Origin of the sequence: Paenibacillus koleovorans NBRC 103111 (assembly GCF_004000845.1) — a bacterium.
GTDB lineage: Bacteria > Bacillota > Bacilli > Paenibacillales > NBRC-103111 > Paenibacillus_AA > Paenibacillus_AA koleovorans.
This window is the reverse complement of sequence record NZ_BIMA01000002.1, coordinates 1-21907: the sequence shown is the minus strand read 5'-3', so window position 1 is coordinate 21907 and position 21907 is coordinate 1. Positions and strand designations below refer to the sequence as shown.

The 21907-nt window shown below is 54.3% G+C and carries 16 protein-coding genes; 4 read left to right on the top strand and 12 right to left on the bottom strand.

The annotated features are described in order from the left end of the window. Window positions 1-30: 30 nt before the first annotated feature. The 8 genes from PKO02S_RS01150 to PKO02S_RS01115 form a co-directional block, all read right to left on the bottom strand. Entirely contained in the window at window positions 31-1149 is a 1119-nt protein-coding gene (locus tag PKO02S_RS01150; RefSeq protein WP_127579178.1) for a GerAB/ArcD/ProY family transporter, read from the bottom strand. A gap of 249 nt (window positions 1150-1398) precedes the next feature. Next, window positions 1399-2691, bottom strand: coding sequence for a Ger(x)C family spore germination protein (locus PKO02S_RS01145; protein ID WP_127579176.1), 1293 nt, complete (start codon window positions 2689-2691; stop codon window positions 1399-1401). A 10-nt stretch (window positions 2692-2701) separates the two neighbouring features. Further along, complete coding sequence (locus tag PKO02S_RS01140) at window positions 2702-4207, bottom strand: spore germination protein (RefSeq protein ID WP_246066781.1); 1506 nt, start codon at window positions 4205-4207, stop codon at window positions 2702-2704. Between the two features lie 94 nt (window positions 4208-4301). Continuing rightward, window positions 4302-5507 carry an oxalate decarboxylase family bicupin gene (locus tag PKO02S_RS01135; RefSeq protein WP_127579172.1) on the bottom strand — a complete coding sequence of 402 codons (1206 nt, stop codon included), beginning with the start codon at window positions 5505-5507 and terminating at the stop codon, window positions 4302-4304. Between the two features lie 124 nt (window positions 5508-5631). Further along, entirely contained in the window at window positions 5632-6231 is a 600-nt protein-coding gene (locus PKO02S_RS01130) for a DUF2238 domain-containing protein (protein WP_127579170.1), read from the bottom strand. Window positions 6232-6319: 88 nt separating this feature from the next. Continuing rightward, the gene (locus tag PKO02S_RS01125) at window positions 6320-7090 is read right to left on the bottom strand and encodes a polysaccharide deacetylase family protein (RefSeq protein ID WP_246066780.1); all 771 of its coding nucleotides are present in this window, start codon (window positions 7088-7090) and stop codon (window positions 6320-6322) included. A gap of 148 nt (window positions 7091-7238) precedes the next feature. Further along, window positions 7239-7901: a nitroreductase family protein gene (locus tag PKO02S_RS01120; RefSeq protein ID WP_127579168.1), complete on the bottom strand. Its 663-nt coding sequence runs from the start codon at window positions 7899-7901 to the stop codon at window positions 7239-7241. 213 nt (window positions 7902-8114) lie between these two features. After that, on the bottom strand, window positions 8115-8564 hold the full coding sequence (locus PKO02S_RS01115; RefSeq protein ID WP_127579166.1) for an RrF2 family transcriptional regulator: 450 nt from the start codon (window positions 8562-8564) through the stop codon (window positions 8115-8117). A 301-nt stretch (window positions 8565-8865) separates the two neighbouring features. On the opposite strand from PKO02S_RS01115, the gene PKO02S_RS01110 reads away from it, so the two are divergent. Then, complete coding sequence (locus PKO02S_RS01110) at window positions 8866-14790, top strand: DUF6923 family protein (RefSeq protein WP_127579164.1); 5925 nt, start codon at window positions 8866-8868, stop codon at window positions 14788-14790. Between the two features lie 131 nt (window positions 14791-14921). Here the strand turns inward: PKO02S_RS01110 and PKO02S_RS01105 are convergent, their stop codons facing one another. The 4 genes from PKO02S_RS01105 to PKO02S_RS01090 are packed head-to-tail and all read right to left on the bottom strand — an operon-like array spanning window position 14922 to window position 18415. Further along, window positions 14922-15767 (bottom strand): ABC transporter permease, encoded by an 846-nt coding sequence (locus tag PKO02S_RS01105; RefSeq protein WP_127579162.1) that lies wholly within the window; start codon window positions 15765-15767, stop codon window positions 14922-14924. After that, the gene (locus tag PKO02S_RS01100) at window positions 15764-16744 is read right to left on the bottom strand and encodes an ABC transporter ATP-binding protein (RefSeq protein WP_127579160.1); all 981 of its coding nucleotides are present in this window, start codon (window positions 16742-16744) and stop codon (window positions 15764-15766) included. The genes PKO02S_RS01105 and PKO02S_RS01100 overlap by 4 nt, the downstream gene beginning before the upstream one ends. After that, on the bottom strand, window positions 16741-17892 hold the full coding sequence (locus tag PKO02S_RS01095; RefSeq protein WP_127579158.1) for a hypothetical protein: 1152 nt from the start codon (window positions 17890-17892) through the stop codon (window positions 16741-16743). The genes PKO02S_RS01100 and PKO02S_RS01095 overlap by 4 nt, the downstream gene beginning before the upstream one ends. After that, window positions 17849-18415: a sigma-70 family RNA polymerase sigma factor gene (locus tag PKO02S_RS01090; RefSeq protein WP_127579156.1), complete on the bottom strand. Its 567-nt coding sequence runs from the start codon at window positions 18413-18415 to the stop codon at window positions 17849-17851. Before PKO02S_RS01090 ends, PKO02S_RS01095 begins: the two co-directional genes overlap by 44 nt. 293 nt (window positions 18416-18708) lie before the next feature. Here PKO02S_RS01090 and PKO02S_RS01085 point away from each other — a divergent pair, with 293 nt between their 5' ends. Genes PKO02S_RS01085 through PKO02S_RS01075 form a run of 3 tightly spaced genes read left to right on the top strand, consistent with a single transcriptional unit; the run spans window position 18709 to window position 21383 of the window. After that, on the top strand, window positions 18709-19647 hold the full coding sequence (locus PKO02S_RS01085) for an ABC transporter ATP-binding protein (RefSeq protein WP_127579154.1): 939 nt from the start codon (window positions 18709-18711) through the stop codon (window positions 19645-19647). Next, window positions 19640-20581 carry an ABC transporter permease gene (locus PKO02S_RS01080; protein ID WP_127579152.1) on the top strand — a complete coding sequence of 314 codons (942 nt, stop codon included), beginning with the start codon at window positions 19640-19642 and terminating at the stop codon, window positions 20579-20581. The genes PKO02S_RS01085 and PKO02S_RS01080 overlap by 8 nt, the downstream gene beginning before the upstream one ends. Before the next feature lie 7 nt (window positions 20582-20588). Then, window positions 20589-21383 carry a DUF817 domain-containing protein gene (locus tag PKO02S_RS01075; protein WP_127579150.1) on the top strand — a complete coding sequence of 265 codons (795 nt, stop codon included), beginning with the start codon at window positions 20589-20591 and terminating at the stop codon, window positions 21381-21383. The last annotated feature ends 524 nt before the right edge of the window (window positions 21384-21907 follow it).

Sequence of the window (21907 nt, the reverse complement as noted above, 5' to 3'; positions counted from 1 at the left end):
GTTCCAATCCATTTGCGCGTCCCATCCAGGTCAATTGGCCTTCTGCCGATTGGCTTTTTGCTTTTTCCTCACCCAAGGCATGTAGGAAGCGCCTAGCAAGAACGCCGGCAAAAGCAGTGAGAACACCAGCGCCAGAGGAGGCCAGGTGCGGTCCAAAAACAACTGTACGTAGATCGGATTCGGGTAGCACAGCAGCGCCAGAATGACCAAACCAAGCCCCATAGGCACGACGTAGGACTTATTGTCCTTTATATCGAATGCTTGGGCGAATCCGGTCATGGCGGCGTAGAAGGTGATCGAAACCTTAAAGAAAATCGACAATACCCAGATCATCATCATGATGCCTTCGATTCGCTGGAAGAAATGACCGATGTTCGTATTTTTCGCCATGGAGTAGGCTGGAAACATTTCGTTGGCGGAGAGAGCAGGTCCGATCAAGACTATACTCCCAATCGTAGTCAATAGCAGCATGGTTCCTCCGACTAGTACGCCAACCACAAATGCTTTCCCCTTCTTATGAGCCTCACGGACATGCGGGTAGATCATCAGCATGACGACAAGCTCCTGCAATCCGTAGAAATTATAAGCTCCTCCCAATACAGGGAGGAAGCCGTTCTCCAACATCGGTCTCAAATAGTCTGTGTCGATTTTCGGGAATATAGGGATCACCAGGAGTAAAAATAATATAATCATCCAAGGGAAAAAGACCTCGGAAGCACGCGTAAATACCGGTAGTCCCGCTCGTACCGCTATCACAATAGCGGAGGCGAAAAACAACATCAGCACTTCTATAGGCGTTTCCGGGTAGCTTTGACTGGTCAAAAACTGGCCCAAATCCCCAATCATCAGAGCGGCAAGCAGGAAAAAAAACGCCACAAAGAGAAGAGCGACCGCTTTGCCGAACCATCGTCCGAGCACTTGCTCGCAATAGCCGGTCAATGTATTTCGCCCTTGTCTTCCGCCTAGCCAGATATACATCAGGACTAGTACCAAATTGAGCAACACTCCGAAAAAGCAGGCCAACCATGCATCCTGCTTCGCATCTGCGGCGATGGGTGCCGGGGCAATCAGAATCGATGTGCCAACCATGAAAAAAGTGACAAGAACGGCAAACGAACGGCTGCTGATGATCGGACTTGAATCGTTCATTCCCTGGTCTCCTTCGGTGTTAGCCAAATTTGTTGAATTGAATGGGTCGCATCGCGGCAGTTACCCAGTCAAGCGGGTTCGGCATCGGGATATGCAGAGCGTACATCAGGCATAGGGAGCATATGAACAGGGTTAAACATCCTACAGCCCAAACCGGTGTTCTCCGCTTGGTCTTTAATAAAGAAGGAATATCCACGATGCTTACCCAAATAAGCGTGCCGGCTACGCCAACTAAAATCCACATCGAATTCACCTCGTTTCGTGATTGATGGACTGCATGATGGTGCCGAAGCGATGAGTATTGAATTCGACATGAACCCGGATTTCAGATTGCGCGAATAAATTGTCCCATTCCTCGACAGTCTTCCAGAACTTGGGGTAACGCCTATGCAGCACTTGGCCAAAGCCGAATATATCGGAGTGCAGTTGATGCTGAGCTTTATGAATGGCTTTAGCGAGAAGCTCTTCTACTTTTTGCTCCGATTTCCGATTCAGCTCCTCCAGGAAGGAGGGATCCAGCACATCGGCATCGCATTCGATATCCGCTATGTCTTGCTCCAGCCGAGTGTATACATCGAACGATGGAACGTCGCCCTTCAGATGGGCTTTGATAGTGGTATGTGATTTCATTACTTGAACCGATATTTTTCCATTTCCATTTGTTTTTCCATTTGCTTTTTCATTTGATTTTTCATTTGATTTTTCATGTGCTTTTTCATTTGCTTTTTCTTTTCCTCTGGGGCATTCGATAAAACCAATGGTCTGATGAGTGGAATTTTGGATATAGTTGAGCGCTTTTGTCTCATTTTCATCCAACCAACCGACCATCCGGTCACGATTGAAGGCAGCCATACCGTAATATCGCATGATGGCCGCCGGAGCTGTCGAATCAATCGGCTTGTCCCCTTTACCCGCATTACCTATAATCTCTATTCCGGTCATTGCCGGGTTTTTACCCGAGCTCGTCAAACCCTTCATCAACTGGTCGACAGTAAGCTTGCCGGTCGCCGCCCACTGCTCGTCGGACGTCTGCAGCTTCGAGAACATGTTGTTGGCTGGAATCGGGTCGATGGCGCTAAACATCGTGAGAACCTCGAAAGGAGTTGTTCCATGCGTCACCACCAAATAAAAATCCGATCGCATCTCGCGATTCCGGGACATATAGTCGATTGCATGGCTGAGGCCCGAATGGGCCAGCTTCTCGCCAAAGATCACGATCCGCAAATGGGCGAAGTACAATCGACGGGGCACTTGGGTAGTCATTCGCGCAAGAGCTTCCGGGATTGTAGCGCCTTTTTCCTTAAACACGACTACAGGGCTCTGGGCACTGCCGGCGGAACGCTTCGTCAAAACCTGGCCCGGATTCACAATTTGAACGGAAACGGTAAACCCCTCTTCCGTCTTTTCGAGGCCGAGTCCAACTACAATGCTCAGCTCATTCAATTCTTTGCGGCTCCAGCAGCCGGCCAGCAGGAAGGAGGCGAGAAAAATCAATGCTGTAATTTTGATTAATGGAGTTAAATAGTTTCGCATAGGCTTCATGTCCCTGCCTTCATCGCCGTTTTTGCCGCACGAGATCTTTGGGTCTCATGAAGTTAGGGCGGGTGATCCATTTGGGAATCGGAATTCGGACCAGGTTGTCCTTCTGATCGTCCATGTTGAACGGCGCCAGTGGCGACATATAGCTTATTCCGAACGAGGTGAGGCTGCACAGGTGCAGCACGATCAGAATAATACCGACGAAGATGCCGAACAATCCGAATGTAGCTGCCATTATCATTAGGGAAAACCTCACGATCCGCGCGGCGATTCCGAGATTGAAGGCCGGGATGACGAAGTTGGAGATCGCGGTGATCGAGACTACGATGACCATAGCTGCGCTGACGAGCCCCGCTTCTACAGCGGCTTGTCCGATAACGAGCGTGCCCACGATCGAGATGGATTGGCCGACGGTTCGCGGCATGCGCACACTGGCTTCGCGCAAGATCTCGAACATCACTTCCATGATGAACGCCTCGATAAACGCAGGGAAAGGGACGCCTTCTCGTTGGGCTGCCAGATTGTACAGCAGTGTCGTAGGCAGCATCTCTTGATGGAACGTAGAAATCGCTACATAGAAGGACGGTGTCAACGTGGCCAGGAAAAACGAGAAAAACCGCAGCAGGCGGATGAGCGTCGCGAAATCGAAGCGCTGATAGTAATCCTCGCTGGATTGGAAAAATTGCATGAATACCGTAGGAACAATCAGCACGAACGGCGTTCCGTCCACCAGAATGGCGATCCGACCTTCGAGCAGTGCCGCGGCAACCACATCGGGTCTCTCAGAGTTGAATGTTGTCGGGAACAAGGTGATTTGTTTGTCCTGGATATGCTCCTCGATGTAGTTGCTCTCCAGAATCGCATCGATCTCGATTTTCGATAATCGCTCCCGTACCTCGTTCAACAGCTCTGGCGCCACTATATTTTGCATATAGACTATCGCCACATCGGTTTTAGTCGATTCCCCGATTTTCATTTGTTCCATCCACAAATGCGGACTCGTTATTTTGCGGCGAACCATTGCGGTGTTCCAGCTAATCACTTCCGTGAATCCTTCGCGGGGGCCTCGTACGACTGACTGGACGTTTGGCTCTTCTACCGCCCGAGCCTTCAGCTCTTGGGTGCCGATCGCCAAGCTGCGGTCGCTGCCGTCGAGCAGCAGGATGCCGTTTCCGGTCAGCAACAAACCGAGCAGCTGTTCCATCTTCTCGACATCGTATACGGCACCTTCCGTGATGACGGATGTCTTGAAGTGGTCGAGCAGCTGCCCGATCGATTCGAATGGTTTCTCGGCCACCGCACGGTCGCTGAGCAAAGATTCCAGCACGAAATGCAGGTTTGACAACCCTTCCACATGCAGAAGTGCACCGTCAATCCCCGCTTCGAGCGTTTCGATATGGATGCGGCGCACGAAGATATCGCGGCTGTACCCGAGCGCAAGGAGAATCGTCTGGATGTTCGACTCCAAGTCGAGATGCAGTTTCGTCGGCTCTTTTGTAGGCTGCGGCGATGAATTCACGATAAGTCACCTCGATGCTTAAGACAGGATAGACTTATCGTTTGCTATTCCCGGTAAAAATAAACAAAATCGGACACAAAAAATGGAAACGGGGTTAGTCGGTGTCTTCGATTACAGGAGGAATGCCCGGATAACGGACAACGGGCCATTTTTCTTTCCGGAGGGCGTCCATCAATTGATCGGTTGCATGGATGTTGTCCTTGACCAGCTGCTGCGGCGAAAGGGCCATCCACTGGTTGAGCGACACGTCTGCGAATCGGTCGCTCTGGAACATCTCGAGGAACCATAGCGTCTCGGTGCCGGTGTTCTGCACGTAGTGGCCGGTTGCGAACGGCACATAGCCGACATCGCCTGCCCGGACATCGAATGTGCGTGCGTTTCCATTGCCTGTGAACACGGTCATGCGGCCTTGGCCGGTCAAATAGTATTGCCATTCGTCGTTATTCGGATGCCAGTGCAGCTCCCGCATGGCGCCCGGTTCAACTTCGACCAGGGCGGCGGCGATGCGGACGGAGATCGGGAAGTTGAGGGAGTCCACGATGCGCACCGAACCGCCCGGCGTCTTGATCGGCGTCTGCGCGAGCAGTCGATGCGTCATGCTGAGCGGAACGGTACCGTTCGGATCGGGGACGGTTTGAGAGGCGAGGGAGCCTGGGAGCTCGTCTTGGAAAATGTAGCGCTGCTTGTGCGGGACATCGGCGAACGCATCGACCGGTACGCCGAAATTGGCGGATAGCACTTCCTTGGGCGTGTGCGCGAACCAATCCGAGATCGAGAGCGTGTTCAGGTCGGAGAAGCTGCCGTCATCGAATACAAGCAGAAACTCGCAGCCGTCCTCCAGCCCTTGAATCGAATGCGGGATGCCGGGAGGAAAGTACCATAGATCGCCTTGTCCCAAGTCGGCGATGAAGTTGCGTCCGTCTTGATCGACCGCCGAGATGCGCGCATGCCCGTAGATCATGAACGCCCATTCGGCTTGTTGATGCCAGTGCAGTTCTCGCACGCCGCCTGGCGTCAGCCGCATGTTCACACCGGCCAAAGTTGTCGCAATCGGCAGCTCCCGGACGGTGATCTCTCGCGACCAGCCTCCGTGGCTCAGCGTCATGTGCGTGTCGGAGTAAGAAAATCTCAAATTCGGTACGAGCCCGTTGTCCGTAACCGGGGGGACGAGCATATCGGGATTTTCAATGTCCCGCATCACATCCCTCGGTCCTAAGTCTGTCGCTCCCATGCCGTCGCTTTTCCGGATTGGCTGCGGGATCCCTTGGGCGGCGTTCGCCGCTTGCAAATCTTTATCCATGCCAAGCTTCGCCTCCTACGCCTAATGTGTCGTTTCAGCATATGAGGGAAGGGAAGCGGATATACGGGAGGGAGCCATATCCCCGTTGTAGCAGATAAGCGATGTTATAGCCTGAATCCACGGGTCAGGAGCGAGGCGGCAGCTTGTCGCGTTTCGCTTGTGTTCTCAAGTAAACCGCAGCAATAGAGGCCCCGATCGATCCGCAAATCATATCGATCATCGTATCGTCCAGACCGCCGCCTTGGGAGTTCATCCCGAGCAGAGCGTCCGTCGTAAATTCGTATATTTCCCAGAAACCCGCCATGGCAATGGCGAAAAACCAGGAGAACCAGACCGGCAATAGCCCGAAACGACCATTCAAGGGCGACGCCTCTTTGGACACCTGCCGGAACACCAGAAGCCCGACGAATCCAAGGATGATGCCCGAAGCCAGATGCTCGACGTCGTCCAAATGCGGGATAACCCCGTACATGCCGAACATGTTGGCGATAAACATCGTCAGCGTAATGAACAGCAGGATGGAGAGGCGCAGCAACGGGAACAGAACGGCTTTCGTCACTTTAACAACAAGTCGAATCCCGAGCAGCACAGCCAAGATCAAGACAGCCTCCAATATTTTGGCCCATTCCTGCTCAAAGGAGTAGTAGACCAAACAAAGGGCCGCCAGCCCGAACATGCCCCATTCCAGCCCATCGTTAAACCTGGATAAACGCTTCGCTCCCATGAAACGCCCTCCCCGATCGATCGTCAAGATGTAGTCATTGCTAAATGTACACCTGAAGCTGGCTGCGTATGCCGATGATTATGTACTTTTACTTCTCCTGGTACAAAAAAGAATTCGGATTATGTCCGGTCTGACCGACCTTATGCGCCATCAGTTCCGACACCGTCACGATGCGGAAGCCCCGCTCTATCAACTCAGGCAGAATGATTTTCAGAGCTTCAACCGTCTGGCTCGAGCCTTCCACATGATCATGCAGCAGGACGATGTCGCCATTGCGCGCGTTTTTCAACACTTTGTTCGCGATATGGTTGACACCCGGAGATTTCCAATCCTTCGAATCCTGGTGCCACGACCAGAGAATGACCTTATAGCCGTACTGTTTGGCGATCCGGATGACCTTGTCGTTATAAAAGCCGCCCGGCGGACGAAACCAAGGACAAGCTTGCCCTGTTACCTGTTTGAGCTTTTGCTGGACGTTCCCGATTTCCTGTGCGATCGTTTTCTCGGAAACGTTGCGGGTAAAGTAGATGTGGTTGTCCGTATGGTTCGCGACTTCGTGGCCTTCGGCGATTTCGCGCCTCACGATATCCGGATACTTGTCGATGCGATAGCCGATGACGAAAAAAGTAGCCTTCGCCTCATACTGCTTCAGCAATTCCAATACCTGCGGCGTAGTTTCCGGATTCGGGCCGTCATCGAACGTGAAGGCGATTAATTTCTCCGACATCGGAACGTCCCATACGACTTCGCCGCGGCTTTCGTAATAACGTCGATCGTGCTTCTGCGGACTGGAAAATGCGGTCAATAGCATACAGCCGGTCAGTGAAAAAAGCAGTACCCAAACCAATTTCGTTCGCAAGTGGCTCCCCCTTTGCCCAATAACATGATGTGCCGATACCTTTACCTAATATGGGTTGTCGGCTCATGAATTATGTGGAAGGAAGGAGAGAATGTAGCAAGACCTCCGTCATCGACTGTCGAGTTTCGATCCGGAGGTCTAATTATTTTTACTCGGCAGCCGGCATTTCATTGAAATAGGCAATATCGTCGATCGGCAAACGCGTGGTCGGATGGCCCGGCTTTGCTGCTTTGCCAAGGGCGATGAGCATAATTGGAATATACCGCTCGGAAATCTCGAAAGCCGCTTGCAACTTGGCCGCGTCATAGCCGCCCATGGGGACTGTGTCGTAGCCGTGAGCTCGTGCTACCAGCATAAGCTGTTGGGAGACGAGACCTCCGTCCGTATAAATGATTTTGTGCAGCGCTTCTTTCGGGAGGGAGCCGTAAATGCTCTTTGTCCGTTCGGCAAACGTCTTGGCTGTCTCCTCCGGCATATAGCCGCGCACCGCCGCTTCGCCGTAGATCTGATCCGCTTTATAATACCCTTCGGTATCGCCGAGTACAACGATCACCGCCGCCGCTTCCGAGATCTGACTTTGGTTGTAGGCGATCGGCTGCAATTGCTCCTTGAGCTCCTCGGTGTCGATGATAAGGAAACGCCACGGCTGGATATTGGAGGAGGAAGGCGCCAGCGTCGCTTCACTCAGCAGCTCCTTGATCTGCTCGCGGGACAGTCGAACCGACTTGTCATATTGACGCACGGAGCGGCGTCCACGGATGACCTCGGAGAAGAGGGGAGATTGTGTTTCGGTTTGGATTAGAGTAGACATGATAGTCCTCCTTAAAATGGTTACTGTTGAATGAATCGCACAGTTAAAGGCGCAAAAAAAGAAAAGGTAAACGCCGACCTCCGCTTACTGTGCGAATAGAACCACAGTATATCGGACAATAAACGCCGTCTCCGCGACTGTTAACTGTTACGTATATTGCACAGTATAATCCGATCAAAAACGGCTGTCAACTGTTAACTTTTGAAGCTCAGATTATACATTTGTTTCGACCTGCAGGACTAGATCGGCGATCGTGTATTTGCTCAACACTTCACGCATGCTGGCGTCCATCTCGCCCGTAATATCCTCGAGGGTCGACTTCAATCGTTGCCCGAGGGGGTGGGTGCCTGCTGATTCATTAATGCCGAAACACAGCTTGCTGCCTGCCCGGAATGCATCATATATCTCAACCAACCGAATCGACTCGGCCGGTTTCTTCAAATGGTAGCCGCCGTCACGGCCTTCGCGTGTGCCGATAAACCCTTCCTTGGCCAGAACGGCAAGAATGCGACGCAGAAGAGAGGGCTCGGATTGCAAATACCCCGCGAGCTCGTTGCTGGGGCAAGTGGTGTTCATCTTTTCTTGGGACAACAGGATCAATGCTTGTACGGCCAGACCGAACCACTTCGGGTGCTGGGAGGACGTGCAATATTCCGGTTTCACCTTCGGTTCTCCTCCGTTCGCGGCGAGCTTGGCCGGGGATGTATAAATTGTAACTAAATTACCCGGAAGCCGCAATAGGCGGGAATAGAGGACTATTTCTGAGCTCAGATGGGATAAGCACCTAGTTTCATAGACAACCACCCTCACCAAGGGCGAATAACAATCATACAATAGCCTGACTTTGAGTCATCATACAGCTTTGCGAGGAAGGGAGGGAATTGAAGAGAGCTATTTCGGCGCCAAGGGAAAGCCATCTCCATTCGATCGAAGCCATCACCAGAAGGGAGCGTTTAACTGCAGCATGCCAGCCACAATAACAGGGACGGTGTTTCAAGATCTCAATCATGACGGTCAATTGTCTCCCGGCGATCCGGGAATAGCCAATGTATATGTAGTTCTATTCAGCCATGCAGGGGCAACTTGCGTCTCGACTCAAACGAATGCAAGCGGTATCTACAGCTTCTCCGTCACGGTAGCGGGAACCTATTCCATTTATGAGACAGTAGCTAGTCCTGCAGCATGTCCTCCGACCGTTTTCACGCAGCCGGAAGGGTTTACGATGTCGAATGGTCCCCGGAAGCTAACCGTCACGGTAACGCAAACCCAGATCAACAACAACGCTACTATTTCGAACCAAAACTTTAGCCATGACACGACGGACAACCCGTTTAGCTGCAACACTACAATGATTCAATTCGCTGGAGCGCCTACCGTCTGGTACAACATCAATGTTGTCACGGGAGCGACATCTACTCAAGGCAATCTCTCTCCGCCCGTCGAGGTCAATGCAATCGCTTATAATATACTGGATAACTATATTTATGGGTACGATCAGGTAAACAACCGCATTGTCCGTGTCGATCCGAACGGGAATTTAACATTCCTGTTTCCGTTGCCTCCGGGTTTGCCTGTTGCCGGGTATAATGTCGGTACATTTGACTTGAACGGCTTCTTCTATATGGCGGTCAATGATGCCAGCCGCTTCTATGTTGTGGATGTGCGACCCAATTCAGCCACCTTCCTGAAGCTCGTGAATCCGGCAACCGGTTATTCGGAGCAGACGAGCAACTTTGGCGTGCCACTAAGCAATACTTTGAATGTCAGCGACTGGGTGTTCCGGAGCGCCGATTCCTATTTATACGGGATTAATCCGACCGGCACAATGAGGAGAATTGCACCTACAACCGGGACGATCACCAACTTGACGACGACTCCCATGCATACGGGACCGTTCGGCGCGATCGCTATCGACGCATCCGACAACATTTACGCCATATCCAACAGCAGCGGCAACATCTACCGGTACACCGTCTCCGGCAACACGGCTACCGCTTCGTTGTTCTCGAATACGGTCACGACCTCGTTCAATGATGCCACCATGTGCCCGAATGCCTTCATCGAGGTGGATTTCGGCGATGCTCCCGATAGCGCGATCGGCAATGGTCCGAACAACTACTCCACTACGCTTGCCAAAAACGGCCCCCGGCATCAATTGATCAGCGAGCTGATGCTGGGCACTCAAGTGACGGCCGAGGAGGACGCCTACCAGAATCCGACCGCAACAGGCGATGATCTCACAAAAGGGATTCAGGATGACGGTCTTGCTGTGCCTCTGCCGATTTTGTCCATCAGTGCCGCGACGTACTCCTTGAATGTGTCGGTCACGAACGAAACCGGCGATCCGGCCAACCTGTACGGATGGATCGACTTCAATGAGAACGGAGTGTTCCAAGGCAACGAGGCGGCGCCTGTTCGGGTAGTGGCTTCCCAGTTAGGGACGCAGACGGTTACACTGAATTTCACAGTACCAGCCGGGGTAATGTTAACGCCAGGTCAAACGTTTGTAAGACTTAGACTGACGACCGACAATCTGGTCAACCAGAATGCAAGCCCGACCGCCGTGGATACGAGGAGTCTGGGGGCGGCGTCGGACGGCGAGGTCGAGGACTATATTTTGCAAGTGAATGCTATAGCTGACTTGCAAGTTGAGAAAACGAACGCACCTACTCCTGTCATGGTCGGACAACAGCTCACCTACACGATCGTAGTTGTGAACAACGGGCCGGACGCCGCTCAAGAAGTCGTGCTGGAGGACAGCATCCCGCAAGAGGTATTGAATCCGGCGTATAGCTTGGATGGTGGCGGTACTTTTCAACCTTGGACGGGAAGCTTGGAGCTGGGCACATTTCTTCAAGGCGAGACGGCAACGATACTCATCCGGGGATTAGTCAGTGTGTCCGCTACAGAGACGATCACGAACACGGCAACCGTAAGCAGCTCGACTGCAGATCCGGATCCATCGAATAATACCTCGACGTCCATCGCTCCGATCAATGAAGCCGCAGACGTAGCGATCGTCAAAACCGCGATTCCATCGCCTGCAGTAGCGGGAGAATCGCTGACTTATTCCCTTACCGTCTTCAATGGAGGACCGTCTCCTGCAAGCAATGTCACGTTGATCGATTCGGTCCCTAGCGAGTTGAATGCTGCGGAGTATTCGACAAACGGAGGCGTAACGTTTCAACCGTGGACGGGATCTCTGAACTTGGGGACACTGGCCGACGGCGCCACGCAAACGATCTTGATTCGAGGGATAGTAGGCGCAGCAGTCACAGGCTCAATTACGAATACGGCTATCGTCAACTCCTCGACCCCGGATCCCGATCCGGACAACAACACCTCCACAACGGTAACGCCTGTCGAAGAGTCGGCGGATATCTCAGTGGTCAAAACAGGAAGCCCCGATCCTGCCGAAGTCGGCCAAGAGCTAACATACACCATTACAGTGTCCAATGCAGGGCCATCGACTGCCGACAATGTAACATTGACGGATGTTGTGCCGAGCACGCTGACCGGGGTGGAGTATTCGACGAACGGCGGCACAAGCTTCTCGCCATGGCTCGGCCTCCTTGGGTTAGGCACCTTGGACGTTGCCGAGTCGGTTTCGATCCTTTTACGAGGCACCATAAGCGTCTCCGCAACCGGAAGCATCACGAATCAAGCAACTGCCATCTCGACCACACCTGACCCGGATCCGTCGAACAATACGTCTACGTCCATCATTCCTCTCGACACATCGGCCGACGTCTCCGTCGTCAAAGTGGGGGCACCTAGCCCTGTGCCGGCCGGCGGCTTGCTGACCTTCACCATCCTGGTGAGCAATGCGGGTCCGGCGGACGCGCAAAATGTGACGTTGATCGATACAGTTCCAAGTGTGCTCTCTGCTGTTGAATTCTCGACGGACGGCGGCTCTACATTCGCCCCATGGACCGGCTCTCTTTCGTTGGGTACAATTGCGGCTAGCAATTCCGAAACGGTCCTTATCAGGGGCACGGTTAATCCCTCCGCTACGGGTATCATCACGAATACCGCCGTCGTAACAAGCACGACTCCCGATCCGGATCCAACGAACAATACCTCTACCGAGATTACCCCGATCAACACATCCGCCGATCTTTCCGTTATCAAGACGGCGAGTCCAAGTCCGGTTGCCTCTGGAGGTATGTTGACTTATTCGGTAGTTGTTGCCAATGCCGGACCTGACTCCGCTTTGAATGTGACCCTAACGGATGCGGTACCGAATTCGTTGACGGGAGTGGAGTACTCTACGAATGGCGGAGTGACGTATAGTCCATGGACCGGATCGCTTGGTTTAGGGACTCTGCTTAGTGGCGCGACACAAACGGTCCTGATTCGAGGAACGGTCGATGCGGGGGCGAGCGGGGTCATCTCGAATACGGCGACCGTTGCTTCCGAAACTCCCGATCCGGATCCGTCCAACAATTCTTCGACCGTGCTCACCCCGATCAATACGTCGGCGGATCTATCGATTGTGAAAATCTCGATCCCCACGCCTGTTACCGCAGGGGCGACACTGACCTATACGATCGTAGTCTCGAATGCAGGACCTGATACGGCGCAAAACGTTACGTTGACCGATGCGGTGCCGGGCGAGTTGCTTAATGCGGAATTTTCCACTGATGGGGGAGTAACCTACAGTCCTTGGACCGGCACGCTGAATCTGGGCACATTGGCGGACGGCGTCTCGGAGATTGTACTCATTCGAGGAACCGTGGATTCTTCCGCAACGGAGGAGATCACGAATACTGCAACCGTAGGCTCCTCAACTCCCGATCCGGATCCCGATAACAATACTTCCACGGTAGAAACGCCGATTGAGACGACCGCCGATTTGTCGATTGTGAAATTGGCCAGCCCGGACCCGGCGAACCCGGGTGAACAATTGACATACTCGCTCGTGATCACGAACAACGGGCCGTCCGATGCCTTGGATGTGACCGTAGTCGACGCTGTTCCAAGCTCGTTGACGAATGTACAGCTCTCGACGGATGGGGGAAGCACGTTCAACCCATGGGTGAACCCTTACAATGCCGGCACGATCTCCAGCGGAGACTCCATCACGCTGCTGATCCGCGGTACAGTGAGTGCATCCGCAGTAGGGTCCATTGCCAACACCGCGGTCGTGCAATCGTCAATACCGGATCCGAACCTGGAGAACAACGAATCTTCCATCGAGACGCCACTTGAGAAGTCTGCCGATGTGTCGGTTGTCAAATTAGCGAGTCCGAATCCTGCGCTCCTCGGCCAATTGCTCACTTATACGATCGTCGTATCCAATGCCGGTCCGACCGAAGCGGTAGATGTGACGCTCACCGATCTCATTCCCGACCAACTGATCGAAGCGGAATATTCTACGGACGACGGAGACACTTATCGGCCTTGGACCGGCTCCATCAATCTTGGAACATTGGCTAACGGCGCCACTCGTCTCCTGTTGGTGCGGGGAGTATTGAATCCTTCCGCCGTAGGACCGATTACGAACACGGCTAGCGTCAGCTCGAGCACACCGGATCCGGATCCGTCCAACAACACCTCCACCATCACGACTCCGGTAGGGGATTCCGCCGATCTCTCGATTGTGAAAACGGGCAGTCCGAATCCAACCGCCCCGGGCGGGCAGGTCACCTATACGATTGAAGTCACCAATGACGGGCCTGACGATGCGGAAAATGTTACGATTACGGATCCGGTTCCCAGTCAACTGATCGAAGTGGAGTTTTCTACAGACGGCGGCGTTACGTTCAACCCGTGGACCGGTACCGTCAATATTGGCAGATTGGAGGATGGGGAGTCGCAAACCGTGCTGCTGCGGGGTACGGTAAGCGCATCGGCAACTGGCTCGATCATCAACACGGCGATTGTGACCTCCACAACTTCGGATCCGGACCCTAACAACAACACCTCCACCACGACGACACCGGTTCAGGTTTCGGCCGATATCTCCGTTGTCAAAACGAGCAGCCCGAATCCGGCTTCCCCGGGCCAGCCGCTCACGTATATGGTGGTGGTAACGAATGAAGGGCCGAACGATGCCGAGAACATCATGCTTACGGATATAGTTCCAAGCGCGTTGACAGAGGTAGAGTACTCGACGGATGGCGGCGTCACCTTTAGCCCCTGGACCGGAATGCTTTCCTTGGGCACGCTCGGGGCTGGCGCATCGCAGATCGTTTTGCTGCGCGGATCGGTTATTCCGTCGGCAACCGGGACCCTTTCGAATACGGCGACGGTCGTATCCACCACGCCGGATCCCGATCCGTCCAACAATACTTCTACCACAACCACACCGGTACAGCCTTCGGCCGATCTCTCGATTGTGAAGACGGGAAATCCCGCTCATCCGCTGCCTGGAGAATCGCTCACGTATACGATTGTGGTGACCAATGCCGGGCCGTCCTCAGCTGAAAATGTATCGATCACCGACCCGGCTCCCGGCCAATTGACCGACGTGCAATTTTCAACGGATGGGGGCGTAACGTTCAAGCCGTGGACCGGTTCCACGAGTTTGGGAACCGTAACCGTAGGCTCTTCGCTTACGATCTTTATCCGAGGCACTGTTCAACCTTCCGCCAGCGGCGACATCGTGAACACGGCAACGGTCGCTTCGACGACATCGGATCCTGCGGGTACGAACAACCGCTCTACGTTCATTGCGCATGTAGTGGACTGCAGCCGCTGCGGCAAACCTCACTTCATCTGCAAGAAGAAGCGGAAAATCGTGAAACGGCGCGGAAAAATCGTGTGCAAAACAATTGCAAGCTGCAAGGTGATTCGGAAGTGCAAGGTTGTGCGGAAGACCAAGCGGACCCGGACGTGCCGAGTGGTGAAGAAACGCCGAGTCGTGCGGAAACGCAGGGGGATTTGAAGGTAGTGATGGCGGATTTGGCGGGTGACCTGACTGGAGGGAGAGCTTCCGGTCAGGTTTTTGTTGCCAAGCGTACGCAGCGGCAACTAAGGACGGAGAAGCAACCCTCCTGCCGCTGCTCGTTTATGAAGCTAAAGATCTTTTCGGCTAAACGCCCAGCATCCGAGCCAGAGCACAATGGCTGCATAGACCACCGTGTACAAAAGAAACGCATTCGAAGGGACCGCCGAGACGGAGAAAGGCCCCATATCCGAGATCGACATGCCCGCCCAGTCCGCACCGCCCATCACTTCGTAGAGGCTTCGCTTGTAAATCGAGTCCGTCGGGATGAGCAACCCGATCAGGAAGAAGAATTTTTCGATTGAGGGAGGTACGTTCCCATAGCTTGCAATTCCTTCCACCAGCCCGCAGAAGAGCGAAAACCCGTACAGCAGGGCGGAGCAAATGCCGTTGCCCAGCATAGGCAAATAGATGGAGCCTAACATCGTAAGCGAAAGCAAGACGAGGGGCATCCATAGAAACAGCACCAGTCCTCGCAGAAACTCATCCAGCAGCAGGGGAAGACCGGCTTGCGAATGAATGATCCAGCTGATGGACGCATACAAGACGGCCCCGTACACGGCGATCCAGACGGCATGGCCGAGCCACTTGGCCAGGTAAAGCTTCCATCGCGGGATCGGACGGGCGGCGACGGCGAGCAGCAGTCCGCTTTCCTGCTCGCCTGTAACGGTCCCCATCGCGGAGAACAGCACGAAGAACGACGTCAGGAACTGAGCGAAGAACAAGGCCAACACCATCATGACCATGCTGCTCAGCAGCCATTCGGCAGGGGAGCTCCCGCTCCGTTCGGACATTAGAGCCATGGCATGGACACCGAACGCGAACAAAATCAAGAACGCGAGCGTTACGATCAAGGTGACGAGGAATACCCTTTTGCGGGTCAGCTCCTTGAAAGTAGCGGCTATATACATACTCATCGGGACAACCCTCCTTGGCGGGAGCCGGCCATCTCCAGAAACCACGCCTCCAGGCTGTTCGACTCCGGGGCGGACTCGTAGAGCGTCAAGCCGCTGCGGACAAACAGCGCGGCCAAATAACCGGCTTGCTCGCGGTCGGTTACTTGGGCGGACAGCAAGGCGTTCCCGCTCTCGTCCGTCTCGACGAGGTGCAAGAGGGAGGAGAGGGAATCGCCCTCGACCTCGAGCAGCTCCGACCACGTCTCCGGGAGCCAGCCGCCGAGCCGGAAGCGCCAATTGGCGTTGCTGCCCCCGCTTGCGCCGAGCAGCCGGTGCAACGGCCCCGAAGCGAGAAGCTTGCCTTCGAACAGGAAGGCGGCTTCATCGCACAGCTCCTCCACATCCTCCAACAGATGGGTGTTGAGGAAGATCGTTACGCCCTTGCTCTGGAGGCGCTTCATCAGCATGCGGATTTCGTAGCGGCCGACGGGATCGAGCGCGGAAGCCGGTTCGTCCAGGATCAGGAGCTCCGGCTCCAGGAGCAGGGCCGATGCGAGGCCGAGCCGCTGCTGCATGCCCTTGGAGAAGCCGGCGATCCGGCGATCCGCCGCCGCGGACAAGCCGACCAGCTCCAGCGTGTCCCGGACCCGGCTGCGAAAGGCGGGGGACCGCGTTTCCTGAGGTCCCAGACCGCCGAGCTGACCATGGAAACGGAGCACCTCCGTCGGGGTCAGCCACTCCTGGAAGCGGAACAGCTCGGGCAAATACCCGAGCTTGCGCCTTGCTTCCGGCCGGCCTAGAGGCAGCCCCAGCATCGTGGCCCGACCGAAGTCGGGACGGTGGAGGCCGGCCAGCATTTTCACGAACGTGCTTTTGCCGGCGCCGTTCGGACCGAGCAGGCCGAAGATGGAGCCCTTCGGCACTTGCAGCGTAATGCCGCGGCAACCGCCGCGGCCATTGAAAGTTTTCGTCAACTGTTCGGTGTCAATCATCATCATGGCCGAACAAGCTCCTCCGCTGCCTGTCGGAAGGCGGCTTCCGTCGGGAAATCTTTCAGATCCACGCGTAGCAGACCCATCCGGTTTCCGTTCAGCCACATGAGGAGGCGATGTTTGCCGTCTCTCGTCATGATCGCGTCATGGCCATTCAGCCGGAGGTTGGTCGTTACGCCGTCTCGTGTCGGGATCGGCAGCGTGCTCTGCCAATCGGCTATGGCGGCGAGCTTGGTGCGCAGGCTGTCCGGCAGCACGGGCAATCCCAGGATAGCGTCGCGGACTTTTGCCACATCGATGCCGCCGTCGACGGTCAGCTCGGGCTTGCCGAATTGGAGCAGTCTTGCCGGCTTGCCCGCCAACGTTCCCACGCTCGCGATGGCATCGGGGATTTGCAGCTGGATCGCTTTGCCATCCGCTTCGGAAGGGAGAGTAGTGGCTCCGCCTAGACGGGTGAGCAGCTTATTGACCGCACCCACATTCAATTGAAGCGTAAGGGAGGTAGCCGGCTGATAGGAAGGCTCCGAAGAGTTCCCCAGCTGGAGCAGCGAACCGCCCATTCTCTTCTCCGCTTCATTCCAAGTGAGCGTCCGAGCGGGCCCTCCTTCGGATTGGGTCAAAGATCCGTATTGGGCTAGACTGAAGCTTCGGCTTCCTTCAGGAGAGCCGCGATCCAGCAAGCTTGAGATCGTCGCCAAGTCGTCCGCCGTTATCTCAACTCCAACCATATGCTGGATGCGGAACGTTTGCTGCATGGCCGCCATTACCCGGTCCCCGAGGGAAGTGGTGAACAGACTGACCACGATGACGGCGGCCGCGATACCGGTTGTCAGCCTCCGGATCCTGCGACTAACCGGACGTTCGGTGCGCCATACGCCGTCCTCCCCGAAGTCTTTCGTTATGACTTCAGCGGTTTTCCCAGTTTCTTGGGCTGCAACCGGTTGTTTCATTTCCATCCCGCCATTCTCATTTTGGTATTTCACATCAACAGTCAAGCTTGTCTCTTCTAAATGTTCGCTCACCTGCTTGCCTTCCGCCGACTGCTTCCAATAATCCGCCACCGGCTCGCCGGCAGTCATTTTTTCGAATCGTTTCCATGCTCGATCCGTATCAAAAACCGGTTCCTTTCCGGTCCGTTTCTGTTCGTCCGCCATGCTGCTCCTCCTCCTGCCCGTATTTCTTCTTGAGCCGTTCCTCCGCCCGGGCCAGCAGCGTACCGACAATTTTCGGATTCACCTCAAGCTTGTGAGCGATCTCTTCGTAGCTGTACCCTTCCTCCCGAAGCAGGAGGGCGGTCCGGTCGCGGTCCGACAGCTTCTGAAGCACCTTCCGGACTACGTCGATTTCCCATTCGCGAATCACTTCGGTCTCACCCGATGGGGCTGCGCTATCCGACCATGCCGCCACTCGAGCGGATTCTTTCTCCAACAAGGTCTTGCTCGAAGACCGTTGTCTCAAATAATCGTAGCCCACTCGGATCAACACCCGGTGTAGCCAAGCGCCAACCGCCTCCAGACGGTCCGGAGGACTCCGATAGAGCCTCAGGAACACTTCCTGGGCCAAATCTTCCGCCGCCGCATAATCGCCGGTCAACGCATAGAGCTTCCGCGCCACCCCGGGATAATGCTCCCGGAACAATTGCTGGAACAGCTCAGGTACTGGTGCGTTTACCTCCATAGTGCCGCCGTCCTCCTTTCGCCTATAAGACGGATGCCGAACCGGTTTTATAGCAGTATCCTGAAAAATGTTTCCGAAGTCAAGTCATAGCAACGACGTAGATGCGGGTCGTCGTTCTGTACTTCTCTTTGGTCTCCTCGCAGCTTCACTTGGCTAGGTCCGGGGGTATACTTCGATTGGCCGGCGGGCCATCACCAAAACAACGTATATGCAAGTGAATTCAATACAAACTTATTGTAATTCGATAAATATTATGCTAAATTCAATCTGACCTAAATGAGAGGAGTCCGATCATGAACAGCGAACCCATCATCCGTTTGCAAAATGTGACGAAACGAATCGGCCGGAACACGATTATCGACGATCTCACGTTCGATGTGCCGCAGGGCGAAATATTCGGCTTCCTCGGACCGAACGGGGCCGGGAAAACAACTACGATCCGCATGATCGTCGGCTTAATGGCGATGACCCGAGGACAAATTGTTATCAAAGGGAAAAACATCAAAACCGAATTCGAGCAAGCCATCCGACATGTTGGCGCTATCGTGGAAAATCCGGAAATGTACAAGTTTTTGAGCGGCTACTTGAATCTCGTTCATTACGCGCGCATGGTGCCAGGTGTGAGTAAGGAACGGATCGACGAAGTGGTGAAGTTGGTCAAGCTGGAGAACCGCATTCACGATAAAGTAAAGAAGTATTCGCTCGGCATGCGTCAGAGGCTCGGAGTGGCCCAAGCGTTGCTGCACCGGCCGTCTCTCTTGATCCTGGATGAGCCGACGAACGGTCTCGATCCCGCCGGGATCCGCGAGCTGCGCGACTATTTGCGGCTGTTGACTCGAACGGAGGGCATCACGGTTATCGTGTCAAGCCACTTGTTGTCCGAGATGGAGCTCATGTGCGACCGGGTCGCCATCCTGCAGCAAGGCAAGCTGGTAGACGTGAAGCCGATCCAGCATTTCACCCAAGGAAGCGAGCAGGCTCCGACCTATCGTATTGAAGCGCAGCCTGCAGCACAGGCACTGGGGATTCTGAGTCAAATGGAAGGCATCCAAGAGCTCCAGGCTGTCGAGGACGGCCGAATCCAGTTCACTACCGATCGAGAGCGTGTACCGGACATATTGGAGCAGTTAATGCACAATCGGGTTCGACTTTATGGCGTTGAAACGGTTCGGCTGTCGCTCGAGGATCGTTTCTTGGAGATAACGGGGTCGGGAGGGAAGCAGATTGGTTAACTTGGTGCTGAATGAAAACATGAAAATATACCGGCGGGCGAGAACGTTGTTTCTGGTCGGATTTCTGGTCGCCTTGGTGTTATTCATCAATATCGTGGATTGGAATAGCGACAGAAACCAGCAAAGCGAAGGCTGGCAGGCGGAGCTGCGGCAGGAGAAGGCCGAACGAATCGAAACTTTGAAAAGAACCGATTTAAGCGAGGAGACGCGTACATATCTCATCCAACGCATCGCCCTCATCGATTATCACATGGAGCGGAACATTCCGACGGAAGACGGCACGATGTGGGATGGGATCAACGATTCGGCCGGTATGGTGCCCTTGATTACGATTCTCACCATTATTGTTGCGGGCGATATTATGGCTGGCGAATTTTCGGCCGGTACGATCAAGCTGCTGCTCATCAGGCCGGCTAGTAGGCTTAAGATTCTGATCGCCAAATACATCTCTACGTTGATTTTCAGCGCTCTTCTGTTGATTGCGCTTTTCCTCGTATCGGTTATCATAAATGGGATATTACATGGGTTTGGGGATTTGAATTTGCCTTTAATCGAAGTGACGAATGACGGATTTATCGTGGAGAAGAGCATGGCGCTCAATCTATGGAAAACGTATTTGCTGAACGGGGTATCCACGGTTTTGTATGTCACCATGGCGTTTATGATCTCATCCGCGTTCCGCAGCAGCACGATGGCCATTGCGCTTTCGATCGTTGCGCTGTTCGGGGGCTTTATGCTGCAGGAGGCGCTGCATCGGTTCAGCTGGAGCAAGTATCTCTGGTTCACGAATACGGATCTTACACAGTACTTGAGGGGGACCCCGTATCAGGAGGGAATGACGCTAACCTTCTCGATCTGCGTGCTTGCGGTTTACTTCGTGGCCTTCAACCTTGTTTCTTGGCTCATGTTCACGCGCCGAGATGTGGCGTCCTAGTGCGGTCATGAAGCGATCCGTGAGGAAACCGCTCGTACAGCTGCTGCATTTCGGCTGCCATCAGGCGATGAGCTGCATTTTCCCTGTTGCGATATTCGGGACGCTGGCGCTTTCGAATCTATTCGATTTCCCGTTCCTCCATCGGTATGACGCCATTTTGCTGATCCTGCTCATTGTCCAGCTTATGATGTACCGCAGCGGGCTGGAAACGACAGATGAGCTCAAGGTCATCGGCGTATTCCACCTCATCGGACTGCTGCTGGAGATGTATAAGGTGCACATGGGGTCCTGGTCGTATCCGGAGCCCGGGTGGACGAAGCTGTTCGGCGTTCCGCTCTACAGCGGGTTCATGTATGCCAGTGTGGCCAGCTACATGTGTCAAGTATGGCGGCGGCTGAAGATGGATATGACGGGCTGGCCGGGACCCGCTTTCGTGTGGATGCTCGGAGGCGCGATTTATTTGAACTTCTTCACCCATCATTTTATTCCGGATTTTCGCTGGTGGCTGAAGGCTCTTGTTCTGGCGGTGTTCTGGAAAACATGGATCCTTTATCGGGTGCGGGGAGTCACATATCGGATGCCGCTTACGCTTGCCTTTTTTCTCGTAGGATTTTTTATTTGGCTGGCCGAAAATATCGCGACGTTCTTCAACGCCTGGCAATACCCGAACCAGAACCAAACGTGGCATTGGGTGAGCTTCGGGAAAATCAGCTCTTGGTTCTTATTGATCATCATCAGCGTCATCATCGTCGCTCAGCTGAAGCATGTGAAGGCAGGTAGGGCTCGGCGGGTGGTTCCGTAACATTAATGGACCGGTGATTGTTCCGATCCGGGTTTCTTATAGAGCACATGAAAAGGCAGTATACGCTCTAGTCCGACTTTTTCGGACTGTGTGTCGGGAGCGGAGGGGGAAGCGGTCTCTAGTCCGAATTTTCCCATTTGCGGAGCTGTTTCCGCACGCTCCCTCTGGAAAACGCCGCTCTAATTCGGCCGATTCGGACTACAGAGCTTTTCCAGGCGAATAGGCGCGCGGGAGTCCGACTTTTTCGGACTAGGGAGCATACTCCGCCTATAAGCGGCCTTGCAGTCCGACTTTTTCGGACTGCATCCAGCAGTTATGCCGTTCGGGGACTGGGGTCAGGTTGACAAGGAATCCGTCTTCAAGGCGGAAGAATGGTGGAAACGGGGATAGAGAATGAAAGTTGGCTAATAGTAAACTAAAGTTTTCGGGTAAACACGGCAAACGGCCGCCAAACAAACGGATATTCGTGATCAGCAAGCGGGTTACGTGCATTAGCGGGGGTTGAGTTGGTTATGGTGCGGGTG